The organism is Micromonospora sp. NPDC047812, from assembly GCF_040704175.1.
Lineage (GTDB): Bacteria > Actinomycetota > Actinomycetes > Mycobacteriales > Micromonosporaceae > Micromonospora.
Window position 1 is genome coordinate 797,905 of the sequence record NZ_JBEYRY010000002.1, and the last position, 13,721, is coordinate 811,625.

The following is a 13,721-nucleotide window of genomic DNA, read 5'->3' on the forward strand; positions in this document are numbered from 1 at the left end:
CAGGTTGGTCGTAGCGCACGCAGCACCAGCGCCCTCGATGACGGCTCGGACCTTGGTGGACATGTCGTAGTGTCGATGGCATGACGGCTGTGGTGGTGTCCCTCGCAGTGTTCGTGGTGGTGCTGATCGCGGCGTTCGTCTTTGTCGGCTGGCGAGACCGGAACCGGTTTTCCTCACCTGAGGATTCGGCTGCGGTGCGCGATGCGACATCCGCCCAGGCGCAATACGCGGCCGAGCGTCACGGTGCGCAGGGCGAGGTATGGCGGAGCGGTCAGACTCCTAACGGCAACTGAGTACGCCTCGGACAGCCCTCGCTCCGATCCTGCCCTGGCTCTACCCCGATCGAGGGGAGGACTTCCCAGACCAGCCGAACAGCAACCACGTTGCAGTGATCACCAGCATCACCAGAGCGAGACCCGCCACGACCTCCGTCACGACAGCCCAGGCCGGAAACGGGCCACCGTCGTTCGGGACGCTCACGAGAAAGCCGCCATATGCCGATCGGACGAGGATCGGACCGATCCACAGATGAAGCAGGGCACGGCCGGGCCTGGGACAATGACGAACCAGCAGCCCACCGGCGACGATCAGAACGGCCGCGCTGGTTACTGAGGTGGCCACCAGCATCAGCAGCAGGACGACATCCAGTCCGCCGCCGTACATCGCCTCCGCGTCAATCGCGTCACGCAGGACGATGCGGGCTCCGCTTGCTGATTGCGCAAGACCCAACGCGCCACCGGCGAACAGCAACAGGGACGGACGCACGAGGCACGCTATCAAGCTGGATCGGGGGCGAAGCGCCGCTCGCAGGACGTCGGTGGCTGGCTCAACGCGTTGAGCAGCGCGGTCACGCCGACCAAGATCCGCGCACTTCCCACCCTCAGGTCACCCCTGCCGGCTCACCGGCTCAGGACGGTCTCCCGTTCCATGTGGGACAGCTTCTCGGGATTGCGTACCGCGTAGATCCCGGTGATGAGGCCGCCGTCGATGCGCACGGCCAGGACCGTGTCCATCTCGCCCTCGAGTTGGACGATCAGCGCCGGGTGGCCGTTGACCTGTGCCGGCCGCCACGACGTGCTGCCCGCGACCCTGCCCCACCCGCCGGCCAGCAGGCGGGCCACCTTGTCGGCTCCGAGGATGGGCCGCGGGACTGCCTGCTTGATGCCGCCACCGTCGCCGAGCAGGACCACGTCCGGCGCGAGGATGTCGAGCAGGCTCTGCAGGTCGCCGGTCTCGACCGCCCGCTGGAATGCGTCGAGCGCGTACCGGGTCTCGGCCGCGGAGACGACCCGGCGGGGCCGGCGCGCCGCGACGTGTGCCCGTGCCCGGTGGGCGATCTGACGGACAGCGGCGGGGTTCTTGTCGACGGCTTCGGCGATCTCGTCGTAACCGAGGTCGAACACCTCGCGCAGCACGAACACCGCCCGTTCGGTCGGTGCCAGCGTCTCCAGCACCAGCAGCATCGCCATCGAGAGGCTGTCGGCCAGCGCGACGTCCTCGGCGACGTCCGGAGCGGTGAGCAGCGGCTCGGGCAGCCAGGGGCCGACGTAGGACTCCCTGCGGCGGCTGAGCGTACGCAGCCGGACGAGTGCCTGGCGGGTGGTGATGCGGACCAGGTAGGCGCGCCGGTCCCGGACCGTCCCCAGGTCGACGTCCGCCCACCGCAGCCAGGTCTCCTGGAGGACATCCTCCGCGTCGGCGGCCGAGCCGAGCATCTCGTACGCGACGGTGAAGAGCAGGTTGCGGTGGGCGAGGAACGCCTCGGTGGCCGGGCCCGGGCGATCGTCGGCGGCGGCCTGCGGCGTACCCACCATGGGTGGCTCCTGTTCCCTCGCGACTACGTCACCCATCAGATGCCGGACCCGGCCGTTCTGTGACACCTCCGGCTGTGGCAGTCGTCACCCGGTCGCAGCGTCACGTGGCGCTACTCGCCGGCATCTCGTGTTCGTCCACCGAACACCTGGAGTGAAGGACGGAAGCATGGACGCCCGATTCGACATGTTCGACAACGAGATCGCCATGAGGTTCGCCAAGCGGTTCGCGAACGCCGGCCTGGTGATCCAGCAGTCGCCGCTGCCCAAGGCCACGCAGGAGCTGGTGTCGCTGCGGGCCAGCCAGATCAACGGCTGCGGCTGGTGTATCGACATGCACACCAAGGAGGCCGCAGCGGCCGGCGAGAGCGCGGTCCGGCTCAACCTGGTCGCCGCCTGGCGCGAGTCCACCGTCTTCACCGAGGCCGAGCAGGCCGCGCTGGCGCTCGCCGAGGAGGGCACCCGACTCGCCGACGCCTACCAGGGCGTGTCCGACGAGACCTGGGCCGAGGTGCGCAGGCACTACGACGACGACCAGGTAGCCGCGCTGGTCGCGCTGGTCGCCCTGATCAACGCGGCCAACCGCCTCGCCGTGATCGTGCATCAGCGGGGCGGTTCCTACCAGCCGGGCATGTTCGCCGCCGCGATCGACTGAACCGAGGTCCGGCCCGGGATCAGCAGGTCCGGGGCCGACGGTGGCGGCCGGTCGACGACCGGCCGCCACCCACGTACTGCGTCAGCCGGCGCCGCCGGCCCGGAACGCGACCCAGGCGTCGCTCATCCGGTCCGCCTGTCCGGCGGTGAACATGTTCATGCAGGAGTCCTGCGTGTAGTCCATGAAGTTGTGGATCGGGTCCAGCCCGGGTGCCGTGCAGGTGTCCGCGCCCACCGGGCAGTTGAACTGCGGCGCCGCCTCGCGCGGGGTGTCCGCGACGAAGTCGCCGGCGGCGGAGCAGCCGTGCGCGAAGGTGTGCTCCAGCATCAGCCAGTGCCCGACCTCGTGCGTCAGCGTGTCGCCGAGGGCGTACTTGCCCGCCGTGCCGCCCGGCATCGACTCGTCGAGCATCACCACGCCGTCGATGTAGTCGCGGCCGTTGTTGTAGCCCTTCGGGAAGTACGCCCAGCCGAGCAGGCCGCCGCCGATGTTGGCCGCGTAGACGTTCAGGGTGCGGGAGTCGCCGGTGTAGAGCGCCTTCTTCATGTCGCGCTCGTTCTTGCCGGGCACGACGGTGTACCAGTTGCTGTTCACCGTCCACGTCGTGTCGACGAGGTCGAACCGGAACGGCGTGTCGGAGGCGTTGGCGGCGGTGCGGCCCGCGAACGAGTCGTTGAGCACCTTCATCTGAGCCGCGATCAGGGTGTTCCACCTGGTCGTCTCGGCCGCGGTGAGCGGGTGGTCGGAGATCATGTGGAAGACCGTCGGCACGCTGACGCTGCCGTTGGCCAGGCGGGGGGCGTCCTTGATGACGCCGTAGGCGTTCGCCTCGTTCTTGGAGTACAGCTCCGGCTCCTGGGCGGTGGCGCCCTCGGCGAGCCGGGCCGCGCCGTGCCCGTGGGCGTCCGGCTCGCACTCGGCGACACCCGGGGAGACGGTCACGGGCGCCGCCGATACCGCGCCGTAGGCGCCACCGGACGCCAGGAGCGTCGCGGCGGTGGCGGTGAGGACCGCAAGTCGGAAGATCGGTCTCCTGTGCATCGGTGCACCTTTCAGGAGGTTGGAGGCGGTGCGGAGACGACGCGGGGGTGCCACGACCAGGTCGATGACGTCGTCTCCCCGGTATGAGACCACGTCGATCGCGCATGCAACAGACCTGCGGAAAGGGCCCGTTTTCCCTGTAACGCCAGGGGGCCGGGGAGCGCTGATCGAAGGCGCGCGGCGCGTTCCGCGGGCCCCGCCGGGCCGCCCCGGGGCGTACCGGCGAGGCTCGTTTCGTCCTTTCAGACGGCTACGGGCGGCGGACCCGGCAGTAGAGGTGGGTGACCTGGTCGCCCTCGACGACCAGGGTGTGCCGCAGGTGCCCGACGCTCGCCCGCGAGGTGCGGAACGTCATCTCTGGCTCGGCGGTCGGGATGGCGACGTCGCCGACCCGGCCATCTACAGCACCCGGGTGATCTGCTCGGCGGCGATCCGGGCGTCGAGCCGGGCCGGGTCGAGGTTGGCGCAGAGCACCACCGACGCGCCGACGGCCAGGGGCGCCAGCAGCCAGTACACGGGCTGTTCGTGCTCGGCGACGTCGACCAGCAGCCGGTCGCCGGCCCGCAGGTCGAGCCGTTCCGCCACGGCCAGCGCGACGCTGCCCCACTCGCGGTAGCTCGTACCGTCGGGGCTGGCCGCGTGGGCGCTGGTCAGCGGGGCGGAGGCGGGCAGCGCGTCGGTGTGCCGGCCCACCGCGGCGAGCCAGTCCCGGTACTCCTCGGGGGCGGGGGCGCGCGGCGTGACGCCGAGGCCGAGGACGAACCGGTGCCGCGCCTCGGGCACGTCCTCCAGCCAGTCGTCGAGCCGCTCGGCGCTGACGAAGACCGCGTCGTACGGCTCGTCGGCGCCCGGCTCGACCGGCGGCAGGCCGGCGGTCGCCCGGGGACGGAAGGACACCGCCACCCCGGCCGACCAGGCGCCCAGCAGCACCGCGGCGCTCTGCCAGTGCGCCGGGAGCAGCACCGCCGCCCGGTCGCCGACGCCCAGCCCGCAGCCCTCGCGCAGCAGCCCGGCGGCCCGCGCCGCCCAGCCGCCCAGCTCCGTCGCGGTCAGGTCGACCCGCTCACCGGTCGCGTCGTCGAGGTAGGTGAGCAGCGGCCGGTCCACCTCCGCCGCCCGGCCACCGGTCAGCGGCTCCCGGACGAGGGCATCGGTCATGTTCATGTCGCACTCCTCGGCAGGCTGCCGCCACCCTACTCAACGGGTTACGGGCCGGTAGGGCACCGACGCGCGATCCCGGGCACCCGCGCGGACACCGCAGAGGCACCGCACGGGCACTGGCACCGGGCGTACCGCTCCCGGACACCGTGACCGGGTCGGGCAGGCAGCGCCGCCGCACCGGTTCGGGCATTGACCGGCGTTGCCACACTCGTGGCGCGGACGGTCCGCCGAGGCCAGGGAGGCTGCGTCATGCAGACAGACGAACGCGCGCCCCGGACCCGGCGGGGCGGGACGCTGCGGGGCGCCGTGGCGCTGGCGGTACTGCTCGCCGGGGCGGCACTGGCCCGGCCCGCCGCGGCGGACCCGCTGCCGGACCCCGACCCCACCGTGACCGCCACGGTCTGGGCGTACGCCCCGACCACGACCGAGTACCGCATCACCGGCGGCTACAGCGCCCACTCCGGCGACGGCGACGTCGTGGTGCGGCGGACCGGCACCGGGGCGTACACGGTGACGCTGGAGGGGGCGGCGACCAGCGGCGGGGTGGCGCACGCGGTGGCGTACGGGGGCGGACCGGTCCTCTGCACGGTCGCGAGCTGGTACCGCAGCCCGATCGGCGCGCCCGACCTGCTGATCCAGGTGCGCTGCTTCGCCGCGACCGGCAGCCCGGCGGACAGCCGCTTCGTGGCCACCTTCACCAACGTCCGGCAGGTCGGCCAGGGCCGGCTGGCGTGGTTCGTCACCGACCAGGCGCAGCCGACCGGCGTACGCACGCTGCCCGCCGCCTACCGCTACGACTCGACCGGCGGGACGGTCTCCTACGAGCGCCTCGACAAGGGCCGGTACCGCTTCCTGATGAACCCGAACCCGCCCAGCGAGGGCGGGGCGGTCTTCCCGATGGCGCACGTGACCGCGCTGGGCGGCACCGCCGTCAACTGCCAGCTCGATCCGCCGGACGGGTGGGTGGTCCACTGCGCGAACGCCGCCGGCAACCCGGTGGACGCCCGCTTCGTGGTCACGTACGGCTCCCGGGTGGACCTGCTGGGCCGGGCGTTCGGGTCGCGTTTCGCCAGTGGCGTGTTCCACGGCGAGAACGTCAGCGGCACCTGGATCGGCGGCGAGAGCTACAACTCGACGATCCCGGGCTTCGGCGGCGCGACGGGCACGGTGCTCGGCACCGGCCGCTACCAGGCGCGCTTCGCCGGCACGGGCACCGGTTACGGCACCGCCTTCGTGAACTCGTTCGTGACCAGTCTCCAGCGTCCGCCGCGCGGCTACTGCGTACTGGCCGGGTGGTCCCCGTCCGGGGCCGACACCGTCGTCTCGGTCAACTGCTACACCTGGCTGGGCGTGCCGGCCAACCTGAACGCGCGGATCTCGTACACCACCTGGCCGGCCGCCTGACCGGCGGTCACCTCGGCGGCCGGGCGACGCCGCCGGCGGCCCACACCCACCCGCGCGACGTGGCGCGGCGTCACCCGGTCCGGCCGGCGGCCGACGCGGCCGGGTGACGCCGACGCGCGGGTCAGGGTGCGACCTGGCCGCCCCACGACGTGGGGACCGCGCCGCCGGCCGGCTGCCAGTGCCGGTCGACTAGCGTCCCGTCGGCGCCCCGGGTGTAGACGTGGGTCTCGTCGCGCCAGGCCAGCGCCACCGGGTCGGTGGTGGCGCCGGTGCCGCCGCTGTCGGTGGTCACCGTGCCGCCCGGTCGCCACGACATGCGCCACAGCGTGCCGTCGGCGGAGCGGGCGAACACCTGCTGCGTCTGGCCCTGCCGGATGGCCCAGGGCGTGCCGACGACGTTGCCGCCCCAGTTGTCGGTGAAGACCCGGTCCAGGTCGTGCGAGTAGAAGCGGTGCTCGACGCTGCCGTCGGCGGCCCGGTAGAAGACGTGCTGCTGGTCGCCGAAGGCGAAGCCGGTCGGGTCGGAGTGGACCTTCCCGACACCGCCCCAGTCGTCCAGCCTGGGCAGGTTGTTCGCGATCTTCGGGTACCAGACCCAGTGGCGCAGGGTGTTGTCGCTGCCGCGGGCGAAGACGTGCTGCTCGTCGTGGAACGCGTACGCGACCGGGTTGCCGACCACGTCGCCGCCGTGCCAGACGTCCCGGCGGACCGTGCCGTCGAGTTCCTGCCACCAGTGGTGCAGCCTGCCGTCGGTGCCGCGGCCGAACACGTGCTTCTGCCCGTTGAGATAGAGCATGCCGGTCGGGTCGCCGGCCAGGCCCGCGCCCCAGTCCTCCTGGCGGACGGTGCCGCCCGGGGCCCACCACCAGTGCCGCAGGTTCCCCTCGGGGGTACGGGCGAAGACGTGCTGCTCGCCGCCGACCGGGTAGCCCGTCGGCCGGCCCGCGATCGGACCGCCCCAGGTGTCCCGGTGGATCGAGCCGTCGGCCGGCTCCCGCCACCAGTGCGAGAGCATGCCGTCGGGGGCGCGCTCGAAGTGGTGCCGCTGCTCGCCGGAGACGTACCCGCGCGACGCGCCCGGCTCCTGGCTGGCCCACGGGTCGCCGGAGGGCGGCACCTGCGGCGTGCTCAGGGAGATCGGACGGCCGAAGTTCGGCGTGCCGTCGGCGTTCCAGACGACCGGTTGGGCGCGCGTGGTGCGGCCGTCGTAGGTGTACGCCGAACTGGTCTTGCCGTGGTAGACGATCCAGTCCTGGGTGCCGTCGGGCGAGCGGAAGAAGCCGTTGTGCCCGGGGCCGAAGACGCCGGCCGCGTCGTTGCGGGAGAAGACCGGCCCGGGGTGCTGGCGCCAGTTCGACACCACCAGCGGGTCCGCGCCGTCCGCGATGGACTTCATCCAGAGCTGGTAGTCCGGCTTGCCGGTGTCGCAGGCGGAGTAGACGAGGAAGAGCCGCCCCGGGCCGCGCAGGCCGGTCGGCCCCTCGCGTACCTCGTGGCAGCCGCCGTCGGCCGGCAGCGCGACGCGGTTGCCGGTGGTGGTCCACGGCGACGTCATCAGCCGCAGGTAGAGCTGCGCCGGACCGCCCATTCCCCGGCCGGGGCCCGTCCAGGCGAAGTACGTCCGGCCGTTGTGCGTCACCGGCTCGCCGTCGATGGCGTACTCGCCGTAGTCCGCGATCCGCCCCTTGAAGTGGTACGGGCCCAGCGGGTTGTCGCCCTCGGACTCGATGACGTAGTTGCGGTGGTTGGCGTCGACGCCGTCGCTGGCGGTGTAGTAGATGTACCAGCGGGGTCCCTCGGGCCGGACGAACCGGTGGATCGAGGGGGCCCAGACCTGCTTGTTGCGGCTGGGGTCCGGGTCCCGCCACACCGTCCGCTCGGGCGCGGTGGCCAGGCCCGCCAGCGTCGGGGAGGTCCAGATGCCGATCCGGTCGCCGAGCGTCGTGGACAGGAAGTAGGCGCCGTTGAAGTAGGTCATGGTGGGGTCGGCGCCCCCGTTGAGCTGGCCGCGGAACAGGGTCGAGGCGGCGGCGGGCTGCGCCGGCAGGGCCAGCAGCGGCAGGACGCACGCGAGGGCCAGGAGGCGGGCGATGAGCCGTTTCATGGGCGATCCTCCGACTGGACGCGCGCCGACCTCGGCTGAGATTTCTTTCACGCCGGCCGCGAATGTCGTCGGATACTAACAGTTAGAACTATGGACGTCGATTGATGCACGACCCGCCGACGCCTCAGCCGGCGGGCAGTTCGGGGCCGTCGTCGAGCAGGGGGGCCAGCAGGTCGCCCTGCTTCTCCACCCGCTTCAGCACCTCCCCCGCCGTGTACGGCCTGGTCGCCGGCCGCTTCCCCGCCGCGCCCGCCTCGACCTCGTCCCACGTCAGCGGGGTGGAGACGGACGGCACGGACTGCGCCCGCAGCGAGTACGGCGACACCGTCGTCTTGGCGGCGTTGTTCTGGCTCCAGTCGATGAAGACCTTGCCCGGCCGCAGGTTCTTCGCCATCTTCGACACGACCAGCTTCGGGTGCGCCCGTTCCAGCTCCTGGGCGATCCGCTTGGCGTAGTCGGACACGAGGTCGGAGGACTGCGTGCCGGCGATCGGGCAGCAGAGTTGCATGCCCTTCTTGCCCGAGGTCTTGGGATACGAGGAGATGCCGTCCTCGGCGAGCCGGTCGCGCATCAGCAGCGCCACCTGGCAGCACTGGCGCAGCGCCGCCGGCGGCCCGGGATCGAGGTCGACGACCATCATGTCGGGGTGCCCGCCGACCTTCCACTGCGGCGTGTGCAGCTCCAGCGCGGCGAGGTTGGCCAGCCAGACCAGGGTGGGCAGGTCGTCGGCGACCACGTAGTCGATGGTGTCCCGGCCCTTGCTGGACCCGGGCGCGGGCAGCGTCTCGGTGCGTACCCAGCCGGGGGTGGCGGCGGGGGCGTTCTTCTCGAAGAAGGAGCCGCCCGTGACCCCGTTGGGGAAGCGGATCCGGGTGAGCGCCCGGTCGGCGAGGTGCGGCAGGAGCACCGGGGCGATCCGGGTGTAGTAGTCGATCACCTCGCCCTTGGTGAACCCGGCGTCGGGATAGAGCACCTTGTCCAGGTTGGACAGCTCCAGCGCGCGTCCCTCCACGTCCACCCGGAAACGCTCAGCCGGCATCGTCGACCTCCTCGGCGGGTTTGTCCGGCCGCAGCCGGAGCACCCGGGGGAACCGCAGTCGCCCGTCCGGGGTGCGCTGGCCGTACTTCACCTCCACCACGACCAAGGGTGTTACCCAGATCGCGCCCCGGGCATCCTCGCGCGGCACGTCGCCCGCGAACGGCGACGCGCCGACGCGCAGCGGCTCCAACTCGCGCAGCAGCTCCCGCTCGATGGCCGCACCGATGCCGCCGCCGACACGCCCCCGGTAGGTGAGCCGCCCGTCCGGGCGCGGCACCCCGACCAGCAGGCCGCCGATCCTGCGCGCTCCGGGCCGCCAGCCGCCGACCACGAAGTCGCCGGTGACCTCCAGCTTGACCTTCACCCAGTCCGGCGAGCGCACGCCCGGCCGGTAGACCGAGTCGACCCGCTTGGCCATCACCCCCTCCAGGCCGTGCTCGCCGGCCGCCTCGTAGGTGGCCGGGCCGTCGCCGAAGAGCGGCGACACCGCCCACCGGGCGCCGCCGAGCGCCAGGCCGTCCAGGGCCTCCCGCCGGCGGGCGTACGACCGGCCGGTCAGGTCCTCGCCGTCGAGCCGGAGCAGGTCGAAGATCATGTACGTCACCGGGGCGACCGCCGCCAGCCGGGCGGCCTTGTTCCGGTCCCGGACGTGCATCCGCTCCGCCAGGGCGGTGAACGAGGGCTGGCCGGTCTCGCCGAGCAGCACCACCTCGCCGTCGAGCAGCGCGTCACCCGCCTGCTCGTGCAGGGTGGCCAGCTCGGGGTACGCGGCGGTGATCTCCACGCCACTGCGGGCGTACAGGTGCTGCCGGCCGCCGGAGATGTCGGCCAGCGCGCGGACGCCGTCCCACTTGAACTCGTACGCCCAGCCGGCACCCGCCGGGAGCTGCCCGGTCATCGCGAGCATCGGCTTGAGCGGCGCGCCGGGCACGTTCCGACTGTACTTGCGCACGGAAGCGCTCGCGTGGCCTTCGATCATTTGCGATCCTGGGCTGTACCGGCGAGAGGAGCACGGGGATGCGGGCCATCTGGAAGGGAGCCGTCTCGTTCGGCCTCGTCTCGATCGGGGTCAAGCTCTACTCGGCCACCGAGGAGAAGGACATCCGCTTCCACCAGGTGCACCGGGAGGACGGCGGCCGCATCCGCTACAAGCGCACCTGCCAGGTCTGCGGCGAGGAGGTCACCTACGACGACATCGCCAAGGGCTACGACATCGGCGGCGGCGAGATGGTGATCCTCACCGACGAGGACTTCGCCGAGCTGCCGCTGTCCAGCTCGCGCGCGATCGACGTGCTGGAGTTCGTCCCCGCCGAGCAGGTCGACCCGATCCTCTACAACAAGGCGTACTTCCTGGAGCCGGAGGGCACCGCCACCAAGCCGTACGTGCTGTTGCGCGACGCGCTCGCCGACTCGGAGCGGGTGGCGATCGTCAAGGTGGCGCTGCGCCAGCGGGAGCAGCTCGCCACGCTGCGGGTCCGCGAGGGCGTGCTGCTGCTCAACACCATGCTCTGGCCGGACGAGATCCGGAAGCCCGACTTCGGCTTCCTCGACGAGGACCTGAAGGTCCGCCCGCCGGAGCTGGCGATGGCCAGCTCGCTCATCGACTCGATGGCCGGCGAGTTCGAGCCGGACGCCTTCACCGACGACTACCGGGCGGCGTTGCAGGAGGTCATCGACGCCAAGGTGGAGGGCCGCGAGGTGGTCCAGCCGGAGGAGGTCGAGGAGGCCCCGGCCGCGGCGGTGGACCTGATGGCGGCGCTGAAGGCGTCCGTCGAGCGCGCCCGGTCCGCCCGGGGCGAGGCGCCGGCCGGCGGCGGCGGGGAGCCGACCCCCATCTCGGCCGCCCGCTCGGCGCAGAAGAAGGCCGCCGAGAAGAAGGCGGCGAAGGCCCCGGCCAAGAAGACCGCCGAGAAGAAGGCCGCGCCGAAGAAGGCCGCCGCCAAGAAGGCCGCGCCGAAGAAGGCCGCCGAGGGCGAGAAGAAGCCCGCCGCCAAGAAGGCCGCCGCGAAGAAGACGGCCCGCAAGACCGCCTGACCCCGGCGGGTCGCGTCCCGCCGGTCGGAGCCGTGGCGTACGCCGAAGGCACCGCGCGGTCCGACGTTTGCCTTGACGCCGGTGACAAGGTCTAGCGTCGGTCGGGTCGGACGAGGGAGGTCGGATGCTGATCGGTGAGCTGGCGGAACGCGCCGGCACGAGCACCCGGGCCCTGCGCTACTACGAGACGCACGGCCTGGTCCGGGCGGCCCGATCGGCCAACGGATACCGGGTCTACGACGAGGCGGAGCTGCACGTCGTACGCGAGATCCGGGCGCTGCTGGCGGTGGGCTTCGGCCTGGACGACATCCGCCCGTTCGTCGCCTGCCTGCGGGCCGGCAACGCCTCCGGTCACGTCTGCCCCGACTCGGTGGCCGTGCTGCGGCGCAAGCTGGCCGAGGTCGACGCCGGCATCGACCGGCTGCACGCGGTCCGCCGCGAGCTGCGCGACCAGCTCGCCCACGCCATCACCCACCGGGAGGAAACATGCTCGAGACTGCGCCGGACGGCTCGCTGACCGTCGTCACCGACGACACCTTCGCCACCGTGGTGCTCGCCGCCGACCGGCCGGTGGTGGTCGACTTCTGGGCGGACTGGTGCCCGCCGTGCCGGGCCGTCTCCCGCAGCCTCGCGGAACTCGCCACGGAGTTCGCCGGGCGGATGGTCGTCGCCACGATCGACACCGACGCCAACCCGACGGCCACCCGCACCTACGGGGTGATGTCCCTGCCCACCCTCCTGGTCTTCCGCCGCGGCGAGGTGGTCGGCTCGGTCGTCGGCTCCCGCCCGAAGCACCACCTGCGCCAGGCCCTGGCCCGGCATCTCGACGGCTGAGCCCGCGGGCGGTCTCGCCCGGCGAGGTCCACCGCGGGTACGCTCCGCCGGCCCCCGCCGCGAGAGGAACCCCATGCCGTACACCCCCGACCTGCACCGGCTGCTGACGCCCGGCGCCCGCTTCGCCGACGAGCACGCCACGTACGTCATGGAGGTGCACCCGGTGGGCGACGTCGTGCTGCCGACGGGGCAGGTCGTGGGCTGCGACCCGGTGGCCTGCCCCGAGGACGAACCGTTCACGGTCGGGGTGGCCCCCGGCCGCTACCCGGCGCGGGCCTGGGTCGCGGTGGTACGGGGCGAGGACACCGAGACGGACCGGCGGGTGGCCGCCCTCGAACTGGTGATCCACGACGAGCCTGCGGTCCACTGGGAGATGGCGCTGGTCGGCGACCAGGACGTCGCGACCCTCAAGCCCGACGGGTGGTTCGGCTACGGGGTGGACACCGGCATCGGCACCCTGGCCGACCCGACCGCGCTGGCCGCCCTGGAGGCGTGGGACGAGGACGCGGTCACGGACGTCTTCGTCGCGGACGAGCCGACCGACGGGCCGGTGCCGGGGTACGTCGCCGCGGTGCTCGACGAGACGACCGGGGCCAATGTGGTGACGGTCTGGTCCGGCTGGGGCGACGGCTGCTACGGCACCTGGATCGGGCGGACCGCCGACGGCCGGGTCACCTCGTTCGTGACCGACTTCATGGTGGTGCCGGGGCCCGCGTGACCCGTGCGGCCGGAACGGCCACGGTCGAGGCGGCGCGGTGGGCGGCCGGGCGGGTACCGTGTGCGTCGGCTTTCCCCCGGCACTCCGATGCCGGCCACCACCTTCGCAGCAGGGAGTCGACGCCGTGAGCGAGCGTACGCAGAACCGGTCCCAGAAGTCGGAGCGGCGGCTGGCCGCCCAGTTGGCCGCCCAGAAGGCGGCCGAGGCGAAGCGCCGCCGGCAGGCCTGGGCCGGCGGGCTCGCCGGGGTCGCCGTGGTCGCCGTGCTGATCACCGTCTTCGTGACGATCGGGCGCAACAGCGACGGCGACAAGGACCAGACGGCCGGCGCCCCGTCGGCGGCCCCGACCGCCAGCGCCCCCGCCGCCGACGCGCCCCCCGCCCCGCAGCTCCCGCAGGGGGCGGACCCGGCCCTGGGCAGCAAGCCGACCGTCGCCGCCGGCAAGGGCGAGCTGAAGAAGCTCACCGTGACCCCGCTGATCAAGGGCACCGGCCCGGCGGTGCAGAAGGGCCAGACGATCACCACGAACTACGTCGGCGTCTTCTACAAGGACGGCAAGGAGTTCGACTCGTCGTGGAGCGGCGGCCAGCCGGCGACCTTCGCCATCGGCGTCGGTCAGGTCATCCCGGGTTGGGACCAGGGCCTCGTCGGGGTGACCGTCGGCAGCCGCGTCCAGCTCGACATCCCGGCCGAGCTGGCGTACGGCAACGACGCCGCCGGCGGCCGCCCGGCCGGCCCGCTGCGCTTCGTGGTGGACGTGCTCGCGGCCCAGTGACCCGCGAACCGGCCCGGTCGGCCCTCGTGACCGGGCCGTTGCCACGCGATAGCGGCCCGGTTCGCCCGGGATGTCGCCCGCCGTTGATGCAGTAGCCCACACAGGGCTTCCGGCCCCTCATGCACCGGCAGTAGGTTCAGCGTCA

General features: G+C 72.6%; 15 protein-coding genes. 8 read left to right on the forward strand and 7 right to left on the reverse strand.

Annotated features, from left to right (window positions below; translation table 11 throughout):
• Positions 1 to 80 precede the first annotated feature (80 nt).
• Positions 81 to 293: a hypothetical protein gene (locus tag AB0883_RS11445; RefSeq protein WP_366641118.1), complete on the forward strand. Its 213-nt coding sequence runs from the start codon at positions 81 to 83 to the stop codon at positions 291 to 293.
• Between the two features lie 40 nt (positions 294 to 333).
• On the opposite strand, the gene AB0883_RS11450 is transcribed toward AB0883_RS11445, so the two are convergent.
• Together AB0883_RS11450 and AB0883_RS11455 are read right to left on the reverse strand one after the other, a co-directional pair.
• Positions 334 to 765, reverse strand: a complete 432-nt coding sequence (locus AB0883_RS11450) for a hypothetical protein (protein ID WP_366641119.1) — start codon at positions 763 to 765, stop codon at positions 334 to 336.
• Positions 766 to 899: 134 nt separating this feature from the next.
• Positions 900 to 1,814: an RNA polymerase sigma-70 factor gene (locus tag AB0883_RS11455; protein ID WP_366641120.1), complete on the reverse strand. Its 915-nt coding sequence runs from the start codon at positions 1,812 to 1,814 to the stop codon at positions 900 to 902.
• Between the two features lie 166 nt (positions 1,815 to 1,980).
• On the opposite strand from AB0883_RS11455, the gene AB0883_RS11460 reads away from it, so the two are divergent.
• The gene (locus AB0883_RS11460) at positions 1,981 to 2,466 is read left to right on the forward strand and encodes a carboxymuconolactone decarboxylase family protein (protein WP_366641121.1); all 486 of its coding nucleotides are present in this window, start codon (positions 1,981 to 1,983) and stop codon (positions 2,464 to 2,466) included.
• A gap of 81 nt (positions 2,467 to 2,547) precedes the next feature.
• On the opposite strand, the gene AB0883_RS11465 is transcribed toward AB0883_RS11460, so the two are convergent.
• On the reverse strand, positions 2,548 to 3,507 hold the full coding sequence (locus tag AB0883_RS11465) for a zinc metalloprotease (RefSeq protein WP_366641122.1): 960 nt from the start codon (positions 3,505 to 3,507) through the stop codon (positions 2,548 to 2,550).
• 399 nt (positions 3,508 to 3,906) lie between these two features.
• On the reverse strand, positions 3,907 to 4,671 hold the full coding sequence (locus tag AB0883_RS11470; RefSeq protein ID WP_366641123.1) for a TIGR03089 family protein: 765 nt from the start codon (positions 4,669 to 4,671) through the stop codon (positions 3,907 to 3,909).
• A 246-nt stretch (positions 4,672 to 4,917) separates the two neighbouring features.
• On the opposite strand from AB0883_RS11470, the gene AB0883_RS11475 reads away from it, so the two are divergent.
• Positions 4,918 to 6,072 carry a hypothetical protein gene (locus AB0883_RS11475; RefSeq protein WP_366641124.1) on the forward strand — a complete coding sequence of 385 codons (1,155 nt, stop codon included), beginning with the start codon at positions 4,918 to 4,920 and terminating at the stop codon, positions 6,070 to 6,072.
• Between the two features lie 121 nt (positions 6,073 to 6,193).
• Here AB0883_RS11475 and AB0883_RS11480 read toward each other — a convergent pair whose 3' ends face one another.
• The 3 genes from AB0883_RS11480 to ligD (AB0883_RS11490) form a co-directional block, all read right to left on the reverse strand.
• The gene (locus AB0883_RS11480; RefSeq protein ID WP_366641125.1) at positions 6,194 to 8,176 is read right to left on the reverse strand and encodes a family 43 glycosylhydrolase; all 1,983 of its coding nucleotides are present in this window, start codon (positions 8,174 to 8,176) and stop codon (positions 6,194 to 6,196) included.
• A gap of 124 nt (positions 8,177 to 8,300) precedes the next feature.
• Entirely contained in the window at positions 8,301 to 9,215 is a 915-nt protein-coding gene (ligD, locus tag AB0883_RS11485) for a non-homologous end-joining DNA ligase (RefSeq protein ID WP_366641126.1), read from the reverse strand.
• On the reverse strand, positions 9,205 to 10,146 hold the full coding sequence (gene ligD / locus AB0883_RS11490; protein ID WP_366641127.1) for a non-homologous end-joining DNA ligase: 942 nt from the start codon (positions 10,144 to 10,146) through the stop codon (positions 9,205 to 9,207). The genes ligD (AB0883_RS11485) and ligD (AB0883_RS11490) overlap by 11 nt, the downstream gene beginning before the upstream one ends.
• A gap of 86 nt (positions 10,147 to 10,232) precedes the next feature.
• On the opposite strand from ligD (AB0883_RS11490), the gene AB0883_RS11495 reads away from it, so the two are divergent.
• The 5 genes from AB0883_RS11495 to AB0883_RS11515 all read left to right on the forward strand — a co-directional run bounded on the left by AB0883_RS11495 (position 10,233) and on the right by AB0883_RS11515 (position 13,576).
• Positions 10,233 to 11,249, forward strand: a complete 1,017-nt coding sequence (locus tag AB0883_RS11495) for a Ku protein (RefSeq protein ID WP_366641128.1) — start codon at positions 10,233 to 10,235, stop codon at positions 11,247 to 11,249.
• Between the two features lie 124 nt (positions 11,250 to 11,373).
• The gene (locus tag AB0883_RS11500) at positions 11,374 to 11,766 is read left to right on the forward strand and encodes a MerR family transcriptional regulator (protein WP_121397016.1); all 393 of its coding nucleotides are present in this window, start codon (positions 11,374 to 11,376) and stop codon (positions 11,764 to 11,766) included.
• On the forward strand, positions 11,736 to 12,083 hold the full coding sequence (trxA, locus tag AB0883_RS11505) for a thioredoxin (protein WP_366641129.1): 348 nt from the start codon (positions 11,736 to 11,738) through the stop codon (positions 12,081 to 12,083). Before AB0883_RS11500 ends, trxA begins: the two co-directional genes overlap by 31 nt.
• Positions 12,084 to 12,156: 73 nt before the next feature.
• Positions 12,157 to 12,801: a DUF4241 domain-containing protein gene (locus AB0883_RS11510; protein ID WP_366641130.1), complete on the forward strand. Its 645-nt coding sequence runs from the start codon at positions 12,157 to 12,159 to the stop codon at positions 12,799 to 12,801.
• 124 nt (positions 12,802 to 12,925) lie between these two features.
• A complete protein-coding gene (locus AB0883_RS11515; RefSeq protein WP_366641131.1) occupies positions 12,926 to 13,576 on the forward strand; it encodes an FKBP-type peptidyl-prolyl cis-trans isomerase in 651 nt (216 codons plus the stop codon).
• The last annotated feature ends 145 nt before the right edge of the window (positions 13,577 to 13,721 follow it).

Bases quoted from the DNA above. Each gene is read 5' to 3' on its own strand.
- AB0883_RS11480 (WP_366641125.1), bottom strand. From the start codon at position 8,176: ATGAAACGGCTCATCGCCCGCCTCCTGGCCCTCGCGTGCGTCCTGCCG.
- AB0883_RS11470 (WP_366641123.1), bottom strand. From the start codon at position 4,671: ATGAACATGACCGATGCCCTCGTCCGGGAGCCGCTGACCGGTGGCCGG.
- AB0883_RS11460 (WP_366641121.1), top strand. From the start codon at position 1,981: ATGGACGCCCGATTCGACATGTTCGACAACGAGATCGCCATGAGGTTC.
- AB0883_RS11475 (WP_366641124.1), top strand. From the start codon at position 4,918: ATGCAGACAGACGAACGCGCGCCCCGGACCCGGCGGGGCGGGACGCTG.
- AB0883_RS11465 (WP_366641122.1), bottom strand. From the start codon at position 3,507: ATGCACAGGAGACCGATCTTCCGACTTGCGGTCCTCACCGCCACCGCC.
- AB0883_RS11455 (WP_366641120.1), bottom strand. From the start codon at position 1,814: ATGGTGGGTACGCCGCAGGCCGCCGCCGACGATCGCCCGGGCCCGGCC.
- trxA (WP_366641129.1), top strand. From the start codon at position 11,736: ATGCTCGAGACTGCGCCGGACGGCTCGCTGACCGTCGTCACCGACGAC.
- AB0883_RS11500 (WP_121397016.1), top strand. From the start codon at position 11,374: ATGCTGATCGGTGAGCTGGCGGAACGCGCCGGCACGAGCACCCGGGCC.
- ligD (WP_366641126.1), bottom strand. From the start codon at position 9,215: ATGCCGGCTGAGCGTTTCCGGGTGGACGTGGAGGGACGCGCGCTGGAG.
- AB0883_RS11510 (WP_366641130.1), top strand. From the start codon at position 12,157: ATGCCGTACACCCCCGACCTGCACCGGCTGCTGACGCCCGGCGCCCGC.
- AB0883_RS11445 (WP_366641118.1), top strand. From the start codon at position 81: ATGACGGCTGTGGTGGTGTCCCTCGCAGTGTTCGTGGTGGTGCTGATC.
- AB0883_RS11495 (WP_366641128.1), top strand. From the start codon at position 10,233: ATGCGGGCCATCTGGAAGGGAGCCGTCTCGTTCGGCCTCGTCTCGATC.